This is a genomic window from Micromonospora sp. NPDC049645, from assembly GCF_040675155.1.
In the GTDB taxonomy this organism is placed as follows: Bacteria; Actinomycetota; Actinomycetes; order Mycobacteriales; family Micromonosporaceae; genus Micromonospora.
The window spans coordinates 238,641-258,283 of the sequence record NZ_JBFAOI010000008.1 but is presented as its reverse complement, the minus strand read 5'-3'; the positions used below and the strand labels follow the sequence as shown (position 1 = coordinate 258,283).

The 19,643-nt window shown below is 71.2% G+C and carries 21 protein-coding genes; 10 read left to right on the top strand and 11 right to left on the bottom strand.

Translation table 11 applies throughout. From position 1 onward, the window contains the following. Positions 1-36: 36 nt before the first annotated feature. Both murA and nadA read right to left on the bottom strand, forming a co-directional pair. A complete protein-coding gene (murA, locus tag AB0J33_RS20145; RefSeq protein WP_203177790.1) occupies positions 37-1,392 on the bottom strand; it encodes a UDP-N-acetylglucosamine 1-carboxyvinyltransferase in 1,356 nt (451 codons plus the stop codon). 212 nt (positions 1,393-1,604) lie between these two features. Then, positions 1,605-2,804, bottom strand: a complete 1,200-nt coding sequence (gene nadA, locus AB0J33_RS20140; protein WP_363615516.1) for a quinolinate synthase NadA — start codon at positions 2,802-2,804, stop codon at positions 1,605-1,607. A gap of 68 nt (positions 2,805-2,872) precedes the next feature. Between nadA and AB0J33_RS20135 the strand changes: the two genes are divergently transcribed. The 3 genes from AB0J33_RS20135 to AB0J33_RS20125 all read left to right on the top strand — a co-directional run bounded on the left by AB0J33_RS20135 (position 2,873) and on the right by AB0J33_RS20125 (position 5,738). Beyond that, the gene (locus tag AB0J33_RS20135) at positions 2,873-4,012 is read left to right on the top strand and encodes a glycerate kinase (protein WP_363615579.1); all 1,140 of its coding nucleotides are present in this window, start codon (positions 2,873-2,875) and stop codon (positions 4,010-4,012) included. Between the two features lie 180 nt (positions 4,013-4,192). Next, positions 4,193-4,561, top strand: coding sequence for an iron-sulfur cluster insertion protein ErpA (erpA, locus tag AB0J33_RS20130; RefSeq protein ID WP_238661535.1), 369 nt, complete (start codon positions 4,193-4,195; stop codon positions 4,559-4,561). 199 nt (positions 4,562-4,760) lie between these two features. After that, positions 4,761-5,738, top strand: a complete 978-nt coding sequence (locus AB0J33_RS20125) for a carbohydrate kinase family protein (protein WP_363615514.1) — start codon at positions 4,761-4,763, stop codon at positions 5,736-5,738. A 190-nt stretch (positions 5,739-5,928) separates the two neighbouring features. On the opposite strand, the gene AB0J33_RS20120 is transcribed toward AB0J33_RS20125, so the two are convergent. Together AB0J33_RS20120 and AB0J33_RS20115 are read right to left on the bottom strand one after the other, a co-directional pair. After that, the gene (locus AB0J33_RS20120; RefSeq protein WP_363615513.1) at positions 5,929-6,162 is read right to left on the bottom strand and encodes a sulfurtransferase TusA family protein; all 234 of its coding nucleotides are present in this window, start codon (positions 6,160-6,162) and stop codon (positions 5,929-5,931) included. Next, positions 6,159-7,310: an aminotransferase class V-fold PLP-dependent enzyme gene (locus tag AB0J33_RS20115; RefSeq protein ID WP_363615512.1), complete on the bottom strand. Its 1,152-nt coding sequence runs from the start codon at positions 7,308-7,310 to the stop codon at positions 6,159-6,161. The genes AB0J33_RS20120 and AB0J33_RS20115 overlap by 4 nt, the downstream gene beginning before the upstream one ends. Positions 7,311-7,599: 289 nt before the next feature. Between AB0J33_RS20115 and coxB the strand changes: the two genes are divergently transcribed. Together coxB and AB0J33_RS20105 are read left to right on the top strand one after the other, a co-directional pair. Beyond that, a complete protein-coding gene (gene coxB, locus AB0J33_RS20110; RefSeq protein ID WP_363615511.1) occupies positions 7,600-8,571 on the top strand; it encodes a cytochrome c oxidase subunit II in 972 nt (323 codons plus the stop codon). A 9-nt stretch (positions 8,572-8,580) separates the two neighbouring features. Beyond that, positions 8,581-9,006, top strand: a complete 426-nt coding sequence (locus AB0J33_RS20105; RefSeq protein ID WP_363615510.1) for a cytochrome c oxidase subunit 4 — start codon at positions 8,581-8,583, stop codon at positions 9,004-9,006. A 358-nt stretch (positions 9,007-9,364) separates the two neighbouring features. Here the strand turns inward: AB0J33_RS20105 and AB0J33_RS20100 are convergent, their stop codons facing one another. From AB0J33_RS20100 to AB0J33_RS20085, 4 genes are all read right to left on the bottom strand, one after another. Then, a complete protein-coding gene (locus AB0J33_RS20100) occupies positions 9,365-9,565 on the bottom strand; it encodes a hypothetical protein (protein WP_363615509.1) in 201 nt (66 codons plus the stop codon). Between the two features lie 278 nt (positions 9,566-9,843). Beyond that, a complete protein-coding gene (gene trpD, locus AB0J33_RS20095) occupies positions 9,844-10,890 on the bottom strand; it encodes an anthranilate phosphoribosyltransferase (RefSeq protein WP_363615508.1) in 1,047 nt (348 codons plus the stop codon). 90 nt (positions 10,891-10,980) lie between these two features. Continuing rightward, on the bottom strand, positions 10,981-11,376 hold the full coding sequence (locus AB0J33_RS20090; RefSeq protein ID WP_357759704.1) for a hypothetical protein: 396 nt from the start codon (positions 11,374-11,376) through the stop codon (positions 10,981-10,983). A gap of 183 nt (positions 11,377-11,559) precedes the next feature. Continuing rightward, on the bottom strand, positions 11,560-12,489 hold the full coding sequence (locus AB0J33_RS20085) for a cytochrome c oxidase assembly protein (protein WP_363615578.1): 930 nt from the start codon (positions 12,487-12,489) through the stop codon (positions 11,560-11,562). 99 nt (positions 12,490-12,588) lie between these two features. Between AB0J33_RS20085 and AB0J33_RS20080 the strand changes: the two genes are divergently transcribed. From AB0J33_RS20080 to AB0J33_RS20060, 5 genes are all read left to right on the top strand, one after another. Then, positions 12,589-13,188 (top strand): heme-copper oxidase subunit III, encoded by a 600-nt coding sequence (locus tag AB0J33_RS20080; protein ID WP_124820713.1) that lies wholly within the window; start codon positions 12,589-12,591, stop codon positions 13,186-13,188. A gap of 70 nt (positions 13,189-13,258) precedes the next feature. Next, entirely contained in the window at positions 13,259-14,095 is an 837-nt protein-coding gene (locus tag AB0J33_RS20075; protein WP_363615507.1) for a cytochrome c, read from the top strand. 64 nt (positions 14,096-14,159) lie between these two features. Then, a complete protein-coding gene (locus tag AB0J33_RS20070) occupies positions 14,160-15,248 on the top strand; it encodes a Rieske 2Fe-2S domain-containing protein (RefSeq protein ID WP_363615506.1) in 1,089 nt (362 codons plus the stop codon). Continuing rightward, a complete protein-coding gene (locus AB0J33_RS20065; RefSeq protein WP_363615505.1) occupies positions 15,245-16,876 on the top strand; it encodes a cytochrome b N-terminal domain-containing protein in 1,632 nt (543 codons plus the stop codon). Before AB0J33_RS20070 ends, AB0J33_RS20065 begins: the two co-directional genes overlap by 4 nt. A gap of 192 nt (positions 16,877-17,068) precedes the next feature. Next, positions 17,069-17,761 carry a DUF4142 domain-containing protein gene (locus tag AB0J33_RS20060; protein ID WP_363615503.1) on the top strand — a complete coding sequence of 231 codons (693 nt, stop codon included), beginning with the start codon at positions 17,069-17,071 and terminating at the stop codon, positions 17,759-17,761. A 61-nt stretch (positions 17,762-17,822) separates the two neighbouring features. Here AB0J33_RS20060 and AB0J33_RS20055 read toward each other — a convergent pair whose 3' ends face one another. The 3 genes from AB0J33_RS20055 to AB0J33_RS20045 all read right to left on the bottom strand — a co-directional run bounded on the left by AB0J33_RS20055 (position 17,823) and on the right by AB0J33_RS20045 (position 19,597). After that, positions 17,823-18,110, bottom strand: coding sequence for an Lrp/AsnC ligand binding domain-containing protein (locus tag AB0J33_RS20055; RefSeq protein WP_088988344.1), 288 nt, complete (start codon positions 18,108-18,110; stop codon positions 17,823-17,825). Positions 18,111-18,188: 78 nt separating this feature from the next. Next, positions 18,189-19,058 carry an NTP transferase domain-containing protein gene (locus AB0J33_RS20050; RefSeq protein ID WP_363615502.1) on the bottom strand — a complete coding sequence of 290 codons (870 nt, stop codon included), beginning with the start codon at positions 19,056-19,058 and terminating at the stop codon, positions 18,189-18,191. Beyond that, the gene (locus AB0J33_RS20045; RefSeq protein ID WP_363615501.1) at positions 19,055-19,597 is read right to left on the bottom strand and encodes an NUDIX domain-containing protein; all 543 of its coding nucleotides are present in this window, start codon (positions 19,595-19,597) and stop codon (positions 19,055-19,057) included. The genes AB0J33_RS20050 and AB0J33_RS20045 overlap by 4 nt, the downstream gene beginning before the upstream one ends. Positions 19,598-19,643 lie beyond the last annotated feature (46 nt).

Sequence of the window (19,643 nt, the reverse complement as noted above, 5' to 3'; positions counted from 1 at the left end):
GTGACCCGGAGCCGTCGTAGCGGAGGGTGTACGGGATTACGGGCGCTCGGCGTGCGCGCCCAGGTCGGCGAGCTTCGCCTCGAAGTCCTCGTAACCCCGGTTGATCAGGTCGACGCCGTACACCCGGGAGGTGCCCTCGGCCGCGAGCGCCGCGATCAGGTGGCTGAACCCGGCCCGCAGGTCCGGGATGACCAGGTCGGCGGCGTGCAGCTTGCTCGGCCCGGCGATCACCGCGGAGTGCTTGAAGTTGCGCCGGCCGAAGCGGCACGGGGTGCCGCCGAGGCAGTCCCGGTAGACCTGGATGTTGGCGCCCATCGAGTTGAGCGCCTCGGTGTAGCCGAGCCGCTGCTCGTAGACCGTCTCGTGGACGATCGACAGGCCACGGGCCTGGGTGAGCGCCACGACCAACGGCTGCTGCCAGTCGGTCATGAAGCCGGGGTGCACGTCGGTCTCCAACGCCACGGCGTTCAGCTCGCCGCCCGGGTGCCAGAAGCGGATGCCGCCCTCCTGGCCGGGGTCGCCCAGCTTCGGTGCGCGGGCGTCGGTGACCTCGTACTCACCGCCGACCGACCGGAAGATGTTCAGGAAGGTCATCATGTCGGCCTGCTGCGCGCCCAGCACCTCGACGTGACCACGGGTCGCCAGGGCGGCGGCCGCCCAGCTCGCCGCCTCGATCCGGTCCGGGATCGGCCGGTGGGTGTAGCCGTGCAGCTTCGGCACGCCCTGGATCTCGATCACCCGGTCGGTGTGGACCTTGATGATCGCGCCCATCTTCTGCAGGATGCAGATCAGGTCGATGATCTCCGGCTCCACCGCGGCGTTGCGCAGCTCGGTGACGCCCTCGGCCATCACCGCAGTCAGCAGCACCTGCTCGGTGGCGCCGACGCTCGGGTACGGCAGGGCGAACTTCGTGCCGTGCAGCCCGTTGGGCGCGGACAGGTGCAGACCCTCCGGCCGCTTGTCGACCGTGGCGCCGAACTCGCGCAGCGCCTGGAGGTGGAAGTCGATCGGACGGGGGCCGATGTGGCAGCCGCCCAGATCCGGGATGAACGCGTGCCCGAGGCGGTGCAGCAGCGGGCCGCAGAACAGGATCGGGATCCGGCTGGAACCGGCGTGCACGTTGATCTGGTCGGTGCTCGCGCTCTCCACGTTCGCCGGGTCGAAGACGAGCTCGCCGTCCTCGGCGCCGTCGGTGACCTTGACGCCGTGCAGGCCGAGCAGACCTCGGACCACCTCGACGTCGCGGATCTTCGGCACGTCGAACAGTCGGCTCGGGCTGTCGCCGAGCAGCGCGGCGACCATCGCCTTCGATACCAGGTTCTTCGCGCCGCGCACGCGGATCCGCCCTTCGAGCGGAGTCCCTCCGTGCACAACCAGGACGTCGTCGGTCAACGCAACCTCCAGCGCGTCGGTGCTGCCGTGTTGATGGTGGGGAGCCTGAATGTTGTCGCTACCCCGAATGCGGCCATATCCAAACGGCCCGCGTGTGTCGTCGCTTGGGCAGCATAGCCCTCGGTGACGAAAAAGGACTCGGTCAGATCGGCGTGTGTGGCATTAATCGGTGATCCGGCACTTTTGCGTACCAAGAGCGCTACGGATCGTGATCAGGACACCGTCGGCGGTGGGGTGTCCGCGCCGGGCAGCGCGAGCATCTGGTCCAGCGCCACCCGGGCGTGGTGCGCGGTGTCGGCGTCCACCGTGATCTGGTTGACGACCCGGCCCGCGACCAGCTCCTCCAGGGCCCAGACCAGGTGCGGCAGATCGATCCGGTTCATCGTCGAGCAGTAGCAGACGGCCTTGTCCAGGAACATGATCTGCTTGTCCGGGTGCGCCAGCGCGAGCCGGCGGACCAGGTTCAGCTCGGTGCCGAGCGCCCACGCCGAGCCGGCCGGGGCCGCCTCGATCGTCTTGATGATGTATTCGGTGGAGCCGACGTGGTCGGCCGCGGTGACCACCTCGTGCCGGCACTCCGGGTGGACCAGGACGTTGACCCCGGGCACCCGCTCCCGTACGTCGTTGAGGCTGTCCAGCGTGAACCGACCGTGCACCGAGCAGTGCCCCCGCCAGAGGATCATCTTGGCGTCGCGCAGCTGCTCCGGGGTGAGCCCGCCACCGGGCTTGTGCGGGTCGTAGAGCACGCAGTCGTCGAGCGACAGGCCCATCTCCAGCACGGCGGTGTTGCGGCCCAGGTGCTGGTCGGGCAGGAACAGCACCTTCGACCCCTGCTCGAACGCCCAGTCCAGGGCGCGCTTGGCGTTCGACGAGGTGCAGACCACACCGCCGTTGCGGCCCACGAAGCCCTTGATGTCCGCCGAGGAGTTCATGTACGTCACCGGCACGGTCTCGCCGGCGATGCCCAGCTCGGTGAGCGTGTCCCAGGCGGCCTCGACCTGGCCCAGCACCGCCATGTCCGCCATCGAGCAGCCCGCCGCGAGGTCGGGCAGGATCACCCGCTGGGTGTCGGTGGTGAGGATGTCGGCGCTCTCGGCCATGAAGTGCACGCCGCAGAAGACGATGTACTCCGCGTCCGGCCGGGCCGCGGCCTCCCGGGCCAGCTTGAACGAGTCACCGGTCACGTCGGCGAACTGGATCACCTCGTCGCGCTGGTAGTGGTGCCCCAGCACGAAGACCTTGCTGCCCAGCTTCGCCTTCGCGGCCGTGGCGCGGGCCACCAGATCCGGATCGCTGGGCGCCGGCAGGTCGCCCGGACACTCGACGCCGCGCTCGGTGTCGGGGTCGCTGCCCCGGCCGAGCAGCAGCAGAGCCGTCGCCGTGTTGGAGGGTTCCACCCAGGTCGAAGTCACGTAGCCCATGGTCCCACAGCGCGAGCGCGCCGCAGCTTCGCTCGGTGTGGGCTGCCACACTGCTCGGCATGCGCGTGCTGCTCTGCCCGGACAAGTTCGCCGGCACCCTGCCCGCACCGGAGGTGGCCGCCGCGGTCGCCGCCGGTTGGCGCACCGTCACCGACGGAGACGATCTGCTGATCCGGCCGCTCGCCGACGGTGGGCCGGGCTTCGTTGAGGTGCTCGCCGAGGCCCTCGGCGGCCGGCGGGTGCCGGTGTCGACGGTCGATCCGTTGGGCCGGCCGGCGGCCGGTGAGATCCTGCTCACCGCCGACGGCGCGACCGCCTATCTGGAGAGCGCGCAGGCGTGCGGCCTGCACCTGCTCTCCGCGGCCGAGCGCGACCCGAAGACCACCACCTCGTACGGGCTGGGTCTGCTGGTGGCCGCCGCGGTGGAGAGCGGTGCCCGGACGGTGGTGATCGGGCTGGGCGGCTCCGCCACCAACGACGCCGGCGCCGGCATGCTCGCCGCGCTGGGCGTGACCCCGCTCGACCCGGGCGGCGCGGCACTGCCGTACGGCGGGGCGGCGCTCGCCGCGGTCGACGCGCTCGACGGCGCGCCCCGGCTGCGGGGCGTCCGGTTGGTCGCGGCCACCGACGTGGACAACCCCCTGCTCGGCCTGCACGGCGCGAGCAACGTCTTCGGCCCGCAGAAGGGCGCCGACCGCGCCGACGTGCTGCTGCTCGACGCCGCCCTGGAGCGTTTCGCGGCGGTGCTGGAACGCGATCTGGCCGGCTGCCCCACCGGGCTCGGCACGCTCCCCGGAGGCGGGGCCGCCGGTGGCATCGGTGCGGCGCTCCTCGCCCTCGGTGGCGACTGCGAGTCGGGGATCGGCCTGGTCACCCGGGCCACCCGCCTCGACGCCGCCCTGGACACCGCCGACCTGGTGATCACCGGGGAGGGGTCGTTCGACCACCAGTCGCTGCGCGGGAAGGTTGTCGCCGGGGTGGCCGCCGCCGCGCGCGACCGGGGAGTTCCCTGCGTGGTGGTGGCCGGGCAGGTGAGCACCGGCCGGCGGGAGGCCGCCTCGGCCGGGGTGACCGACGCGTACAGCCTGGTCGAGCACTTCGGCGGCGAGGAGGGCGGCGGGCTCGACGCCGCGCTGAGCCGGCCCGCGGAGGGGCTGCGCGAGCTGGGCGCCCGGCTGGCCCGGCAGTGGAGCCGCTGAGCCCGTCGAGCGCCCGTCCGGCCCGCCGGGACCGGGCCCACCTGCGGCGGCGGTCACGCCACGCGGGTGCGCCCGGCCGAAGCGGCGTACGATCGGTTGAGGACCACAACCGGGAATCACTGGACGGCGTGCGACGTTGGCCAGTGCGTCCGGACCCAAACCGCGCAGGGAGACTTCCACGTGACCACGCCAGCGCAGACCGAGTCGACCGAGGCCCAGGCCCCTACTTCCGTCGTCCTCACCGACGTCGCGGCGCAGAAGGTCAAGGCCCTGATCGAGCAGGAGGGCCGCGACGACCTGCGGCTCCGCGTCGCCGTGCAGCCGGGCGGCTGCTCCGGCCTGCGGTACCAGCTCTTCTTCGACGAGCGTTCACTCGACGGTGACGTCGTTACCGACTTCGGCGGTGTCGGGGTCGTCGTCGACCGGATGAGCGCCCCGTACCTTTCCGGCGCGACGATCGACTTCGCCGACCGGATCGACGCCCAGGGCTTCACCATCGACAACCCCAACGCGGGCAACTCCTGCGCCTGCGGTGACTCGTTCAACTGAGTCACACCACACCCAGCAGCGACGATGGGGCCGTTCTCCGGAACGGCCCCATCGTCGTACCAGCGGGAACCCGCGCCGGTCCGGGAGCGGTCCCGCCGGAGCCGTGGCGGGCTGGTTGCCGTTGCCCGACCGAGCGGTGACCATCGGGTTGCCGTGCCGGTAGGCTGACCGCGCCCTGCTCCCGACCCCGAGGGTTGACATGAAGATCGCCGTCACCGGCTCGATCGCCACCGATCACCTGATGAGCTTTCCCGGTCGCTTCGCCGATCAGCTCATCGCCGATCAGCTGCACAAGGTGTCCCTCTCCTTCCTGGTAGATGACCTGGTGCTCCGCCGCGGCGGCGTGGCGGCGAACATCTCCTTCGGCATGGGTCAGCTCGGGCTGCGCCCGGTGCTGCTCGGCGCGGTGGGGGCGGACTTCGCCGACTACCGCTCCTGGCTGGAGCGCCACGGCGTGGACTGCGACTCGGTGCACATCAGCGAGGTGGCGCACACCGCCCGCTTCGTCTGCACCACCGACACCGACATGTGCCAGATCGCGTCGTTCTACGCCGGTGCGATGAGCGAGGCGCGCAACATCGAACTGGCCCCGGTCGCCGACCGGCTCGGCGGTCTGGACCTGGTGCTGGTCGGCGCCAACGACCCCGAGGCGATGCTGCGCCACTCGGCCGAGTGCCGCAGCCGCGGTTACGCCTTCGCCGCCGACCCGTCCCAGCAGCTCGCCCGGATGGGCGGCGAGGACGTGATGGCGCTGATCGAGGGCGCCGAGTACCTGATGACCAACGACTACGAGAAGTCGCTGCTGCAGAGCAAGGCGAAGCTGAGCGACGAGCAACTGCTCGACCTGGTCAAGGTGCGGGTCACCACGCTGGGCAAGCACGGTGTGGAGATCGCCGGGCGGGGCATCGACCCGATCCACGTGCCGATCGCGCGGGAGATCCGGGCGGTCGACCCGACCGGGGTGGGCGACGGCTTCCGGGCCGGCTTCTTCACCGCGCTCTCCTGGGGGGTCGGCCTGGAGCGGGCCGCCCAGGTCGGCTCGTTGCTGGCCACCCTGGTCCTGGAGACCGTCGGGACCCAGGAGTACGAGGTCCGCCGCGACCTGTTCGTCAAGCGGCTGGCCGAGTCCTACGGCGACACCGCCGCAGACGAAGTCCGCCCCCACCTCCTCCCGTAACCCGGCCCCCGCCCCCGCCCCCGCCCCCGCCCCCGCCCCCGCCCCCGCCCCCGCCCCGCCCCCGCCCCGCCCCCGCCCCGCCCCCGCGATCTTGCATTTTCTGTCGCCGGTTCGCGGTTTCTGCACGCTTTTGTCCCCGCAGAAACTGCAAGATCGCGGGGGTGTGGGGTGTGGGGTGTGGGGTGGTGGGTCAGTGGGTGCGACGGACGTCGTAGGCGGGGCCTTCTGGACCGTTGACCGAGCCGAGGAACTCCTGGCCGCGCATCCGGCACCAGGCCGGAAGGTCGACCGCCGCCGCCGGGTCGTCGGCCAGCACCCGGACCACCGTGCCGACCGGCACCTCGGGCATCCGTCGCGCCGCCGCGATCACGGGCAGTGGGCAGCGTTGCCCCCGACAGTCGAGTACCTCGTCCGGCATCGTCACAGCCCCACCACCCCCGCCTCGGCGCGCAGCCCGGCGACGATCCCGGGCAATTCGGCCAGGAACCGGTCCACGTCCGCCTCGGTCGTCTCCCGATGCAGACTGACCCGTACGTTGCCGTGCGAGAGCACCCCCATCGCCTCCAGCACGTGCGACGGGCGCAGCGTGGACGAGGTGCAGGACGAACCGGACGACACGGCAAAGCCCCGCCGGTCCAGCGCGTGCAGCAGCGCCTCGCCGTCTACGTACAGGCAGGAGAAGGTGACCAGGTGGGGGAGCCGGAGCACCGGGTCGCCGACCACCTCCACGTCCGGCACCTCCGCCGCGACCCGGGCCCGGACCCGGTCCACCAGTGCGCTCAGCCGGGTCGCCTCGGCCGCCGCGTCGGCCGCCGCCGCGCGCAGGCTCGCCGCCGCCGCCACGACCGCCGGCAGGTTCACCACCCCGGGGGTACGACCGCCCTCCCGCTCGTCTGCCGGCCAGGGTGACTCCCAGCGAGTGCCCTTGCGGACCGCCAGCACCCCCACCCCGGGTGGCCCGCCCCACTTGTGCGCGCTCGCGCTGAGCACCGACCAGCCGGCCGGCAGGGGAACCCGGCCCACCGACTGCGCCGCGTCGACGTAGAGCGGCACACCCGAGTCGGCGCACGCCGCCGCCGCCTCGGCGACCGGCTGGACCGTCCCCACCTCGTGACTGGCGGTGATCAACGCGGCCAGCGCGACCCCCGGTGCCGCAACGGCGCTCGACCACGCGGTCAGGTCCAGCCGGCCCAACCGGTCGACCGGCACCGCCGTGGCGGTCCCGCCCCCGGCGACGTGCCGCTCCGCCGCGTGCAGCACCGCCGAATGTTCGATCGCCGAGTGCACAAGCGTCGCCCCGATCCGGCGCCGTCCCGCCAGGGCCCCGAGCACCGCACCGTGGGCTGCGGTCGTACCGCTGGGGGTGAAGGACACCTCATCGGCGCGGACGCCGAGCGTCAGCGCGGTGGCCTCGCGGGCGGCGTCAAGTAGTTGGCGGGCCCGACGGGCCTGCGTGTACAGCTTGCCCGGGTCGGCCCAGCCGTCGTCGAGGGCGGCCAGCAGCGCCTGCCGCGCCACCGGATGCATGGGCGCGGCGGTCGCCGCGTCCAGGTAGACCGGGGATGCGCTCACAGGCCCGCCTTCGTTCGCGACTGTGGGGCTCGCAGCCCCGGCTCACTCCTCGCGCTCACAGTGCCTGCTTTTGTTCGCGACTGTGGGGCGCGCAACCCCGGCTCACTCCTCGCGCTCACAGGCCCGACGGTATCGCGGCGGTATGCCTAGGATCCCCCCGATGGGGGTCGGACAGTGACCCCACCACGGTTGAGTCCGTCATGGTCGAGTAATCTGCGACCGTCGGTGACGCCTTTGCCGCCGGTGCTGAGGAAAGACGCACCGCGGCGCGCTAGGGAGGCAGGACCAGGTGGTCGCAAGGAGTTCGGAGGTACGGCCGTCGGCCGTACGGCACAGCGCTTCCCCAGGGGTTGGTGGACGCCGGGGACGTGGTGCTGGGCGCCTGGCCGGGCTCGGTCTCGGTGGCGTGGCGCTGCTGGTGCTGCTCACAGGCTGTGACGTGGGTCAGACCTTTCACGGCTTCGGCTGGCCGCAGGGCGGCATCTCGGCCGAGTCGAAGCGGATGTACGACCTGTGGATCGCCTCCTGCATCGCCGCGCTCGCGGTCGGCGTCTTCGTGTGGGGCCTGATCTTCTGGTGCGTCGTGCGCTACCGCAAGCGTGGCAACGCGCTGCCGGTGCAGACCCGCTACAACATGCCGATGGAGTTCCTCTACACCATCGCGCCGATCCTGATCGTCTCCGTGCTCTTCTACTACACGGCGATCGTGCAGACCGACGTCGACAAGCTGTCGAAGAACCCGGACGTCACGGTCGAGGTCGTCGCGTTCAAGTGGAACTGGCAGTTCAACTACCGCGACGGCCAGGGCCCGGACGCCCGCACCACCGCGTCGACGCTCGGCACCAGTGAGGTCATCCCGGTGCTGGTGCTGCCGACCAACCGGTCCATCCGGTTCGAGGAGACCAGCCGCGACGTCATCCACTCGTTCTGGGTGCCGGAGCTGCTGTTCAAGCGGGACGTCATGCCGGGCAAGATCCGCAACGTGTTCGAGGTCTCCAGCCTGGACGCCGAGGGCGCCTACGTCGGGCGCTGCGCCGAGCTGTGCGGCAGCTACCACGCGTTCATGAACTTCGAGCTGCGGGTGGTCTCGCCGGAGAAGTACGACCAGTTCCTCGCGGCCAAGCAGAGCGGCAAGTCCACCCAGGACGCGCTCACCGCGATCGGCGAGCAGCCGTACGCGGAGACCACGCAGCCGTTCGACACCCGGCGGACGCAGGACAACTTCAACCCGGACAAAGTTCCGGCCCGCACGGGAAGCTGAGGCAGCCGCATGAAGACCGAGTGGCGTATCTTCCTGATCATCGCCGGGTTCCTCTTCGGTGCCACCATCCTCTACGGCGCCTGGACGCACGGGGAGTCGGGCGGCGTCGAGTGGGTCGGCACCGTCGCCCTGCTGCTGTCGTTCCTGCTCTGCTCGATGTGCGGTGGCTTCTTCTGGTTCGTCTCCCGCCGCATCGACCTGCGCCCGGAGGACCGCCCGGACGCCGAGATCGCCGACGGTGCTGGCGAAGTCGGTTTCTTCAGCCCGGGCAGCTACTGGCCGTTCGGTCTGGCGCTGGCCGCCGCGCTCGCCGCGCTCGGCATGGTGTTCTGGCAGTACTGGCTCATCGGCGTCGGCCTGGTGTCGGTGGTCTTCGCCGCCTGCGGGCTGCTGTTCGAGTACTACAGCGGCACCCGGCGCACCGCCGAGCACTGACTGATCCGGTCGCCGTCGCGACCGCCCCGGCACGACGAAGGCCCGTTCCCCACGTGAGGGAGCGGGCCTTCGGCCATGCTCGGCGCGGGGCGCAAGGCGCGGGGCGCGGGGACCGAGGCGGGTGCGGGGCCGGGCCGAGAGGCGCGCACGATCAGTGCGGGCGGGTCGAGAGCCGTTGCACGATCGGTGCGGGCGCGCCGCTCTCGGCCGGCGCGGCGGTCAGCGCGCGGCGGTAAGGCGGCGCCGGGCTCAGCTGGCGCGGCGGTCAGCTGGCGCGGCGGTCAGGTGGTGCGGCGGCCAGGCGCGGCGGTCAGCCGGCGCGGTGGTCGGTTGATGCGGTGGTTGGTCGGCGCGGCGGTCAGGCGGCGCGGCGGGCGGGCTGGCGTCGGCGGGCGGCCAGCCGGGTGACCGGGGAAGCGAACGTGGTGATCACCACGGCGGCGCCGCAGTCGGTGCAGATCAGCTCTGGACAGTCGGTGCCGTGGCCGTCGATGCAGGGCGGCGCCTCGAACAGCGCCACGCCATCGCAGACGTCGCAGTAGAGCTCGCGGTGCGACACGGGCGTCTCCTCTCGTACCGGGCGGGCCGCCCCCGGATGCGACAACGACGCACAGACGGAGGCGGAGAATCACTCGGCTGTAGTTTCCCAGACGGGTCCGACAAATCCCCGAGCGCCCGCCGCCCACCCCCGGCAGCGGCGCGTGATCCACTCGACTTCCTGAAAGTTGGGGTGTCTGGGCGCCGCGGACACCGCAGTTTCAAGAAATCCGAGTTGATCAGGGCGAGACGCCGCCAGCCGACGGGCCGAGCCGTCGGTGGGGTCAGGCGGTGGTGCGGTCAGGCCGTGGTGGCGGTCTCGATCCAGCGGTCCAGGGTCGCGGCGGCCGCGCCGGAGTCGATCGACTCGGCCGCGCGGGCCAGGCCGGTACGGAGCGCCTCGATCAGGTCACCGTCGAGGGAGCCCTGGGTGGCCAGCGCCGCCGCCGCGTTGACCAGCACGGCGTCCCGGACCGGTCCGGGCTCGCCGGCCAGCAGGCGACGGGCCACGTCGGCGTTGTACGCGGCGTCACCGCCACGCAGGTCCGCGAGGGTGGACCGGGGCACGCCCAGGTCCGTCGCGTCCAGCACGGCCTCGCGTACGGTGCCGCCCTGGGCCACCCAGACCCGGGTCGGCGCGGCGGTGGTGAACTCGTCCAGCCCGTCCTCGCCGCGCATCACGATCGCCGAGTCACCGCGGGCCGCGAAGACGCTCGCCATCACCGGGGCCATCCGGAGGTCGAAGCAGCCGACCGCGCCGGCCCGGGGGCGGGCCGGATTGGTCAGCGGCCCGAGGAAGTTGAAGAAGGTCGGCACGCCCACCTCACGGCGGACCGGGCCGGCGTGCCGCATCCCGGGGTGGAACCGCGCCGCGAAGCAGAACCCGATGCCGGCCTCCTCGACACAGCGGGCGACCTGCTCCGGTTCGAGGTCCAGCGGGATGCCGAGGAACTCCAGCAGGTCGGCGGTGCCGCACAGGGAGGAGGCGGCCCGGTTGCCGTGCTTGACCACGCGGACACCCGCACCGGCGACGACCAGCGCCGTCATCGTGGAGATGTTGACCGTGTGGGCGAGGTCACCACCGGTGCCCACCACGTCGAGCGCGGTGCGGCGCAGCTCCTCGGGGAGCACCACCGGAACCGAACGGCCCAGCATCGCCTCCACCAGGCCCGCCAGCTCCGCCGGAGTCTCACCCTTGGCCCGCAGCGCCACGGCGAAGGCGGCGATCTGCGCCGCGCTCGCCGAGCCGGTCATGATCTCGTCCATCGCCCAGGCGGTGTCGGCGGTGGAGAGCTCGTCACCGCGCAGCAGCGAGTTGAGCAGGTGCGGCCAGGTCCGATCGCCCATGGCGGGCCTCCCGAGCGTACGAAGTGCGGGTGGGCTGGAACCGGCGCCGACTGGTCCGGCGCCGTGACGGTGCCGGAGGAGTTGGGGACGTCAGGCGGGTGCGTGCGTCCGCAGCAGCTCGGCCACCGTGCCACCGGTGGTCACCGGGTCGAGCGGGTGCACCAGCGTCGCGTCGACCTCGGCGTACGCGGCGAGCCATCGGTCGGCGGCGCGGGCGATCACCAGGCAGGTCGGGGGAGCGTCGTCCCGGTCGTCCTTGATCTGGCGGGCGATGCCGATGCCACCGCCCGGGCTCGCCTCACCGTCGAGCACGAGCAGGTCGATCTCGTAGTCGTCGACCAGCCGGATGGTCTCCGCGTAGGTCGACGCGTCGACGAACTCGATCTGCAGACCGGGCGCGGGTCGGGTGCCGACGGCCATCCGCATCCGGTCACGGACCTGCGGGTCGTCGCTGTAGAGCAACACGGTGCAAAGACGATCACTCATGCCGACACTCCGCTTCGCTCCGCGCCGTCATGAGGCACCATCGCGCTGAGCTTGATGATTCGTTCGCTGCGCTCACTCATGCCGACACTCCCACCTCGTAGCTGCCCGCAGATCGTACCGGTCGGCGTGACGCAGCCGACATCCTGCCCGGCGTCGCGCGTCGGGGCGTACCGTCCGGGCAGCTCAGGCGGTCGCGGCGTCGGCGGCGCGGTCGCGGGCCTCCTGGCGGTCCAGCTCGCGGTCCACCCGGCGGGCCTCCCGCTCGGACTGCTTGACCCACTGCACCACCAGGACCGCGAGCATGGTCACACTGACGAACTCGCCGCCGGCCCAGAGGATGCCGCCGGCGACCACCTGGTCCTGCCACGGGTCGACCCAACCGAGGTTGAGCGACGGGTACCAGTCGCCGCCGAAGAGCGTGCTGCTCTGCATGATGGTGAGGCCGAGCACGGTGTGGAACGGCACGGAGAGCAGCATCAGCAGCGCACGTGCCGGGTACGGCCACCGGCCGGGCAGCGGGTCGAGGCCGAGCAGCGGCCAGAAGAACACGCAGCCGGTCATGATGAAGTGCGCGTGCACCAGCTCGTGCGCCCAGGCGTGTTCGAGGGTGTAGCGGTACAGGTCGCTGAAGTACAGGACGAACGGGTTGACCACGAAGATGGCGAACGCCACAAGCGGAAAGCTGTAGACCCGGGCGACGCGGCTGTGCACGATCGCGAGCAGGCGCTTGCGCGGCCGGACCGGCAGGGTCCGCAGGGCCAGAGTCATCGGCGCGCCCAGGGCCAGGAAGATCGGCGCGACCATGGACAGCACCATGTGCTGGATCATGTGCACGGACAGCAGCGCGGTGTCGTACGCGTGCAGCCCGCTGACCGTGACGAGCGCGATGCCGCCCAGCCCGGGGCCGATGAAGAACACGGTGCGGGCGATCGGCCAGCGGTCGCCGCGCAGGCGCAGCCGGTACACCCCGTAGAGGTAGAGGCCGGCGGCGAGCACCAGGCCGAGGGCCAACCAGCTGTCCAGCCGGGTCTCGCTCAGCACCGCGCCGACGGTGAACGGCGGCGGGGCCGAGGTGGCGGCGAAGATCGGATCGACGTGCAGCACGCTTTTCAGGCTAGGCCAGGCGAACCGGACCCTGACGCTCGGGCCACGGAAGGCGCAGGTTTGCCACCCCGCTGATCGGCGGCCCCGGTCAGGGGCAATAATGACGGCGTGACTGCGGCCCCAGCCATTGACAAGAGCCGGATCCACTCTCTGACCCGACCAAACATGGTCAGCGTCGGGACGATCGTGTGGCTCTCCAGCGAACTCATGTTCTTCGCGGCGCTGTTCGCGATGTACTTCTCGATCCGCGCGGCTGCGCCGGAGCAGTGGGAGAAGCACACCGAGGCGCTGAACATCCCGTACGCGACCACCTTCACGGTGATCCTGGTGCTGTCCTCGGTGACGTGCCAGCTCGGCGTCTTCGCGGCGGAGAAGGGTGACGTGCACGCGCTGCGGCGCTGGTTCACTGTCACCTTCGTGATGGGCCTGATCTTCGTTCTCGGCCAGCTGAACGAGTACCGGCACCTGGTCGAGGACGGCATCAAGATCAACGGAGACGGCTATGGGTCGGTGTTCTACCTGACCACCGGCTTCCACGGTCTGCACGTGACCGGTGGTCTGATCGCCTTCATCATCTTCATGGTCCGTACGACCATGGGCCGGTTCACTCCGGCGCAGGCGACGTCGGCGATCGTCGTGTCGTACTACTGGCACTTCGTCGACGTCGTGTGGATCGGGCTGTACGCCATGATCTACTGGCTCCAGTGATCTTGCGCGTCACACTCCGCGCTGCTGCTCCGTCCCCTGAGACAGGTCCAACCGGTTAAGGACACCGCTCATGACTTCTGACAACGACCGCCGACGCGGTCTGCTCGCGCGGTTGCGCGAGCGGCCCGCCGCGCGCAGCAGGGGCCGCCGCCGGCTGGGCGCCGCGGTCCGGCTGATCGCCGCGCTGATGCTGGCCGGCGGCGCATACACCGTCTTCGCCCCAGGCGCCCAGGCCCAGGACAACCCGCAGCTGACCGGTGCCGCCGCAGAGGGCAAGGCGCTGTTCGACGTGAGCTGCGTGACCTGCCACGGCCGCAACGCCCAGGGTGTCGAGGGCCGCGGGCCGAGCCTGATCGGCGTCGGCGCGGCCTCGGTCGAGTTCCAGGTCAGCTCCGGGCGGATGCCGCTGGCCCGCCAGGAGGCCCAGGCGCACCGCAAGCCGCCGGTCTTCACCGACGAGCAGACCCGTCAGCTGGCCCAGTACATCCAGGAGCTCGGCGGCGGCCCGGTGGTTCCCGACGGCGACGAGCTCCGCGAGGACGGCAACGTCGCGGCCGGCGGCGAGCTGTTCCGGATCAACTGCTCGCAGTGCCACGCCTTCGGTGGCGGCGGCGGTGCGCTCTCCTCGGGCAAGTTCGCCCCGAGCCTGCACCCCGCGACCGACCGTCAGATCTACGCGGCGATGCTGAGCGGCCCGCAGAACATGCCGGTGTTCGGCGACAACCAGCTTCGGCCGGAGCAGAAGGCCGACATCATCGCCTACATCCAGGAGACGCTGAAGTACGACCAGGACCCGGGTGGGTTCAACCTCGGGCGGTACGGCCCGTCCACCGAGGGCCTGGCGATCTTCCTGGTTGGCATCGTGGCGCTCGTGTTCGCTAGCCTGTGGATTGCGGGCAAGTCGTGACCGAGCGGAGCATCCGATTCAGTGCTGTGGTGCCGCTCGGCGCCACCTGTAGCGAGGTGACGGCATGAGCACCCACACCGAGCACCAGGCCCCGCAGGGCCAGGAGCCGCTCGACGTGAACGACCCCAGGCTGACCCGGTTCGACATCGTTCGTGAGGGCGCGCGCCGGGACGACATCGAGATCGTCCACTACGAGCCGCAGGTGCTGCCGGGCACCAAGGCGGAGCGTCGGCTGACCCGGGTGGTCGCCGGCTTCTTCCTGATCACCGGTCTGGCCGCGACCGCCTTCCTCGCCATCTACATCTGGTGGCCGTGGAAGTACGAGGCGGGCCGGGGCGGCGACAAGTTCTACACCCCGCTGCTCGGCTTCACCCTCGGCGTGGCGCTGCTCGCCGTCGGCTTCGGCATCCTGACCTGGGGCAAGAAGTTGCTGCCCAAGGAGGTCTCGATCCAGGACCGGCACGAGGGTCAGGTCGACGCCGAAGGCCGCACGATCACCGGTCAGACCATGCTCTACATGGCGGACGAGCTGGGCGTGAAGCGTCGCCCCCTGCTCGGCATCTCGCTGTTGGCGGGTCTCGCGCCGGTCGCCGCGGTCGCGGCGGCGCCGCTGGTCGGTGGCCTGATCTCGCAGCCGCACAAGAACAACCAGATGTTCACGACCGGCTTCGCCGCGGCCGAGGGCGGCCAGCGGATCCGCCTGGTCCGCGAGGACGGCCGACCGATCCGCCCGGCGGACATCAGCACCGGTGGGCAGCTGACCGTCTTCCCGGGCATCGACCACGGCGTGAGCAACAAGCACGCCGACTCGCCGACGCTGCTGATCCACCTCCGCGACTCGGACGCGCAGGAGTCGCGCCGGGCCAACGAGCGGGTCGGCCACGGTGACTACATGTGGGGCAACTACGCGGCGTTCTCCAAGATCTGCACGCACGCCGGCTGCCCGGCCAGCCTCTACGAGCAGCAGACCAACCGGCTGCTCTGCCCGTGCCACCAGTCCCAGTTCCTGATCACCGACAACGCCCGGCCCGTCTTCGGCCCCGCCAGCCGGCGGTTGCCGCAGCTGCCGATCGAGGTGGACTCCGAGGGCTTCTTCGTGGCGAAGTCCGACTTCACCGAGACCGTCGGGCCTGATTTCTGGGAGCGGCCATGAAGCGTCGAAAGTTTGACCTTGCGGCGACGCCGGGCAAGGCCGCGGTGGGAGTGGACGACCGCTTCGCGGTGGCCACCCCGCTGCGCAAACTGCTGAACAAGGTGTTCCCGGACCACTGGTCCTTCCTGCTCGGCGAGATCGCGCTGTTCTCGTTCATCGTGCTGCTGCTGACCGGTGTGTTCCTCACCTTCTTCTTCGAGCCGGCGATGACCGAGGTCGTCTACGACGGCAGCTACGCGCCGTTGCAGGGCACGCCGATGTCCGCCGCGTACGCCTCCAGCCTGGACATCTCGTTCGACGTCCGGGGTGGTCTGGTGATGCGGCAGATGCACCACTGGGCGGCGCTGCTGTTCATGGCCGCGATCGTCGTGCACATGCTGCGGGTCTTCTTCACCGGTGCCTTCCGCAAGCCGCGCGAGACCAACTGGATCATCGGTTCGCTGCTGTTCTGGGTCGGCTTCCTGGCCGGCTTCACCGGCTACTCGCTGCCGGACGACGGCCTGTCCGGCACCGGCCTGCGGATCGCCTCGGCGATCATGCTGTCCATCCCGGTGATCGGCTCCTGGGTCACGTCGTCGGTCTTCGGCGGCGAGTTCCCCGGCACGATCATCATCAGCCGGTTCTTCATCGCCCACGTGCTGCTCATCCCGGGTCTGCTCGTCGCGTTGATCAGCGTCCACCTGGGCCTGGTCTTCAAGCAGAAGCACACCCAGTGGCCCGGCCCAGGCCGGACCAACAACAACGTGGTCGGCGAGCGGATGTTCCCGCGGTACGCGCTGAAGCAGGGCGGCTTCTTCATGGTCGTCTTCGGCGTCATCGCGCTGATGGGCGGTCTGTTCCAGATCAACCCGATCTGGCTGTTCGGCCCGTACGAGGCCTGGGTGGTGTCGGCGGCCAGCCAGCCCGACTGGTACGTCATGTTCCTCGACGGTTCGACCCGACTCATGCCGGCCTGGGAGATTCCCATCCCGATCGGCGACGGATACGTGATTCCGCCGCTGTTCTGGCCGACCGTCGTGCTGCCCGGCATCCTGGTGGGCCTGTCGACGATGTATCCGTTCCTGGAAGCCCGGCAACTCAAGGACCGCAAGAGCCACAACCTGCTCGAACGTCCCCGGGATGCTCCGGCCCGGACGGCGGTCGGCGCCATGGCCGTTTCGTTCTACGTCGTGCTGACGCTCTCCGGCGCCAACGACGTGATCGCGGACAAGTTCCAGATCAGCCTGAACGCGATGACCTGGGCGGGTCGGGTCGGTCTGCTGGTGCTGCCGCCGCTGGCGTACTACGTCACGTACCGGCTCTGCCTGGGTCTCCAGCAGCACGACCGTGAGGTGCTCGCGCACGGCGTGGAGACCGGCATCATCCGGCGCCTGCCGGATGGCCGGTTCGTCGAGGTGCACCAGCCGCTCAGCGCGTCCAACGGGCACGCGGACGGTCACGGTCAGCTGGACTACGTCGGCTGGGTCGTGCCGAAGAAGATGAACCGGCTGGGGGCGCTCGGCCCGGCCATCCGGGGCTTCTTCTACCCGATCGAGAAGCCGGTGGAGGCTCCGGTCTCGCCCGGTCACCCGCCGGTCGAGCCCCGGCCCGAGCGCGAGGAGATCGGCAGCGGCGAGAGCCGCCGCTGACCGCCCGATCGCACTGTCACGTGGCGCCCGCCGGATTCCGGCGGGCGCCACGTCGTTTCCGCACCCACCGCCCATCCGACCAGGAGTCGGACGGGCATGTTCGGACCGGTCGACCCCGCGCGACGGGCGATCGCAGGAATAACCCCGGTGAGCCGGGTATCCGTGCGGTCCAACGTCTCAAGGGGGGGAAGCATGTTGGGTATCAAACGCCTGGGCCTGTTGGCCGCGCTGGTACTGGTCGGTGTCGCGCCGGCCGCGGCCGCGCAGGCCGCGGCACAGCCGTCGACGCAGGACACCCAGTACCTGCAGGCGATACACCAGGTCAACCTGTTCGAGATCACCGCCGGTGACCTGGCCCAGCAGAAGGGTCAGGACCAGGGGGTCAAGGACCTGGGCGCGATGCTGAAGACCGACCACACCCAGCTGGACCAGACGGTGCAGCAGACCGCGTCCCAGCTCGGTGTGCAACTGCCGAACGAGCCCAACGCCGATCAGCAGGCGGTCATCGACAAGCTGAACAACGCCAGCGGCGCGGAGTTCGACCGGCTCTGGGTGACCAGTGAGCTGGCCGGCCACGTCCAGGCCATCCAGGCCACCCAGACGGAGATCTCGCAGGGCTCCGAGCAGTCGGTGGTCCAGTTGGCGCAGACCGCGCTGCCGACGCTGCAGACGCACTACGACGAGCTGGTGGCGCTCGCCAACAAGCTCGGCATCCCGGTTCCGCAGGTCAGCGCCAGCGGTACGCCCAGCCCGGGCGGCACCGGCACCGAGTCCCCGGCTCCGGGTGGCACCGGGACCGAGTCCCCGGCTCCGGGCGGCACGGGCACCGAGTCGCCGGCTCCGGGCGGCGGCACCACCGAGGTGCCGGCTCCCAGCGAGAGCTGACGTAGCCACAGCAGACGGCCGGTCCACTCAGGCGGGTGGGCCGGCCGCCTCGCGTACCAGCTCAGTCGGCGCTGGCCAGGCCGATCGCGAACGCCTCCTCCAGGTCGTGCTGCGAGTACGCCCGGAACGCGATGTGCGATTCGGTGTTGAGCACGCCCGGCACCTTGGAGATGCTGCCCGCGATGACCTGGGCGATCTGGTCGAACTCGCGGACCCGGACGATGGCGATGAGGTCGACGTGCCCGGCCACCGAGTAGACCTCGCTGACACCGGGAAGGTTGGCCAGGGTCTCCGCCACCTCGGGGATCGCATCGGTGGCGCAGTCGATCAGCACGATCGCGGTGATCACGGGGCATTTCTCCGTTCGTCGGCGTCGTCGCCCATGCTAGATGTTCGGGTCGGAACCGGAGGCGGGAGCCGTCGGGGCTCAGCCCTGGGCGGCGCCGGGCACGGTCACTTCGCTCCCGGCCCGGATCGCCTCCCGCAGCCGCTCGTCGTGCCGTACGGTCGCCCCCGGCCACACGACCGCGCGGCACACGTCCCCGGCCACCCGCGCGCCCGCACCGACCACCGACTCCACACACCGGCCGGTCACCGTCGCGGACGGGTCGACGAGAGTGCCGCCGGCGGCGGCGTGCAGGTTGGCCGCCAGGTAGTCGGCCGGGGTGCCGGTGTCGAAGAAGGTGCCCGGATAGGGCACCACCTCCAGGGCGCCCGCCGCCTCGGCCGGCCGCCACACCGCGCGGACCAGGTCCGAGAAGACGACCGGCAGGTCGCGGACCAGCCGCCAGGGCAGCAGGGAGAAGCCGGTGAAGCAGTGCCCGGCGAAGGTGCCCGGCGCCGCCGGGTCCGCGGCCGGCTGGCCGAGCAGGCGTACGGTCTGCCCGTCCCAGCCGTCGAGCAGGGCGGCCACGTCCGGGCCCGGGGGAGCGGCCGGGTCGGCGAGGTACGCGTCGGCGTTGCCGACCAGCACCGGCCGCCCGTCGATCCAGTCCCGCAGGTTGGCCACCCCACCCGCGGTGCCCAGCGGGTCGCCCGGCTCCACGGACAGGTGCGCGCGGTCGCCGACGTACGCGACCACCTGCTCGCCGAGGTAGCAGGCGTTCACCGCAACCCGGTCGGGACCGGTCAGGCCCAGGCCGGCCAGCCGCGCCAACGCCCGTTCCAGCAGGGGCACGTTGCCCACCGGACAGAGCGCCTTGGGCACCCGTTCGGTGAGCGGACGCAGCCGGGTGCCCTCGCCGGCGGCGAGCACCACCGCGCACAGCTCCGCCGGCACACCGCCCGCGCCGGTCATGGCATGTCGTCGGGCACCGGTGGCGGGAACTGCCCGGCCAACGGCCCGATGTCGTAGTAGGCGAGCAGCCGGGCCGTCGGCCAGGTCAGCTTGGGCAGGTCGTCCAGGGGGTGCCAGGCGGCCTCGAAGACCTCCCCACCGTCGACTGTCAGCTCGGTGCTCGACGCCGGGACCTCGGTCTCGAAGACCATGTCCACCCAGCCCTTGGCGTGCACGACCGCGTTCGGCACCGCCGGGCGCAACCGGGACGGCGGAAGCCGGACGCCGGACTCCTCGAACAGTTCGCGGGCCGCGCCCACCACCGGAGCCTCGCCGCGGTCGAGCAGGCCGGCGGGGAGCGACCAGCCCTTGCCGGGTGGCTGGCGCAGCATCAACAACCGACCCGCGCCCGTCGCCTCGGCGTCCCGGACCAGGGTGACCGCGCCGACGATGTACTTGGGCACGGCCAACCGGACCAGGCGCCGACGCACCGGCAGCGGCAGCCGGTAGAAGGCCTGGTAGAAGAGGGCCCGACCGGTGGCGCGGGAGCGGGGGATCATGACTCCAGGCTAGTGGTCACGAATGTCCTTCGGACGCGCTGGGGCC

What these genes read in the sequence shown, in the direction of transcription:
- AB0J33_RS20105 (WP_363615510.1), top strand. Translation starts at nt 8,581, where the DNA reads ATGAAGACCGAGTGGCGTATCTTCCTGATCATCGCCGGGTTCCTCTTC.
- AB0J33_RS20075 (WP_363615507.1), top strand. Translation starts at nt 13,259, where the DNA reads ATGACTTCTGACAACGACCGCCGACGCGGTCTGCTCGCGCGGTTGCGC.
- AB0J33_RS20065 (WP_363615505.1), top strand. Translation starts at nt 15,245, where the DNA reads ATGAAGCGTCGAAAGTTTGACCTTGCGGCGACGCCGGGCAAGGCCGCG.
- AB0J33_RS20135 (WP_363615579.1), top strand. Translation starts at nt 2,873, where the DNA reads ATGCGCGTGCTGCTCTGCCCGGACAAGTTCGCCGGCACCCTGCCCGCA.
- AB0J33_RS20060 (WP_363615503.1), top strand. Translation starts at nt 17,069, where the DNA reads ATGTTGGGTATCAAACGCCTGGGCCTGTTGGCCGCGCTGGTACTGGTC.
- AB0J33_RS20090 (WP_357759704.1), bottom strand. Translation starts at nt 11,376, where the DNA reads ATGAGTGATCGTCTTTGCACCGTGTTGCTCTACAGCGACGACCCGCAG.
- AB0J33_RS20050 (WP_363615502.1), bottom strand. Translation starts at nt 19,058, where the DNA reads ATGACCGGCGCGGGCGGTGTGCCGGCGGAGCTGTGCGCGGTGGTGCTC.
- AB0J33_RS20125 (WP_363615514.1), top strand. Translation starts at nt 4,761, where the DNA reads ATGAAGATCGCCGTCACCGGCTCGATCGCCACCGATCACCTGATGAGC.
- trpD (WP_363615508.1), bottom strand. Translation starts at nt 10,890, where the DNA reads ATGGGCGATCGGACCTGGCCGCACCTGCTCAACTCGCTGCTGCGCGGT.
- AB0J33_RS20045 (WP_363615501.1), bottom strand. Translation starts at nt 19,597, where the DNA reads ATGATCCCCCGCTCCCGCGCCACCGGTCGGGCCCTCTTCTACCAGGCC.
- AB0J33_RS20070 (WP_363615506.1), top strand. Translation starts at nt 14,160, where the DNA reads ATGAGCACCCACACCGAGCACCAGGCCCCGCAGGGCCAGGAGCCGCTC.